The following is a 432-nucleotide window of genomic DNA, read 5'->3' as shown; positions in this document are numbered from 1 at the left end:
AAGAATTGAAGAGTCAAATAAATAATATTAATGAGATCATATGTAGGTTTATTTCAAATATTATACTTACATTATTAGATGAAGAGCATGATAATGCCCCTGAGCTTAATGCTGAAGAAATAAAGTTGCATAATATAAATGAAAAAATTTCTAAAAAGCTAAAAGAAAAAAATATAGCTGAAAAAATTGAAGAATATTTAAAAGTAAATTATAAAGTAGATTCTAAGCATTTAGTGGAAATAGTAAATAGTGCATATAAAAATGATAAATTAATTGATTTAAATAAGTTAATTAATAATTATATAGAAATTTCTAATGGAGATAAATATTTATTAAATGATAATGATATAAGGATTCTTAATGAAATAGAGGTAATATTAGAAGAATTGTATTTTGATGTGTCTATGGATGTAATTTCATTAAGAGAGCAGT

The 432-nt window shown here is 21.1% G+C and carries 1 protein-coding gene; it reads left to right on the top strand.

Annotated elements, in window-relative coordinates; translation table 11 throughout:
• On the top strand, positions 1 to 432 hold a 432-nt coding region (locus GBZ86_RS17680), incomplete at both ends, for a hypothetical protein (RefSeq protein ID WP_170272334.1).

Origin of the sequence: Clostridium tarantellae, from assembly GCF_009295725.1 — a bacterium.
In the GTDB taxonomy this organism is placed as follows: Bacteria; Bacillota; Clostridia; order Clostridiales; family Clostridiaceae; genus Sarcina; species Sarcina tarantellae.
This window is presented reverse-complemented; position numbering and strand designations above follow the sequence as displayed.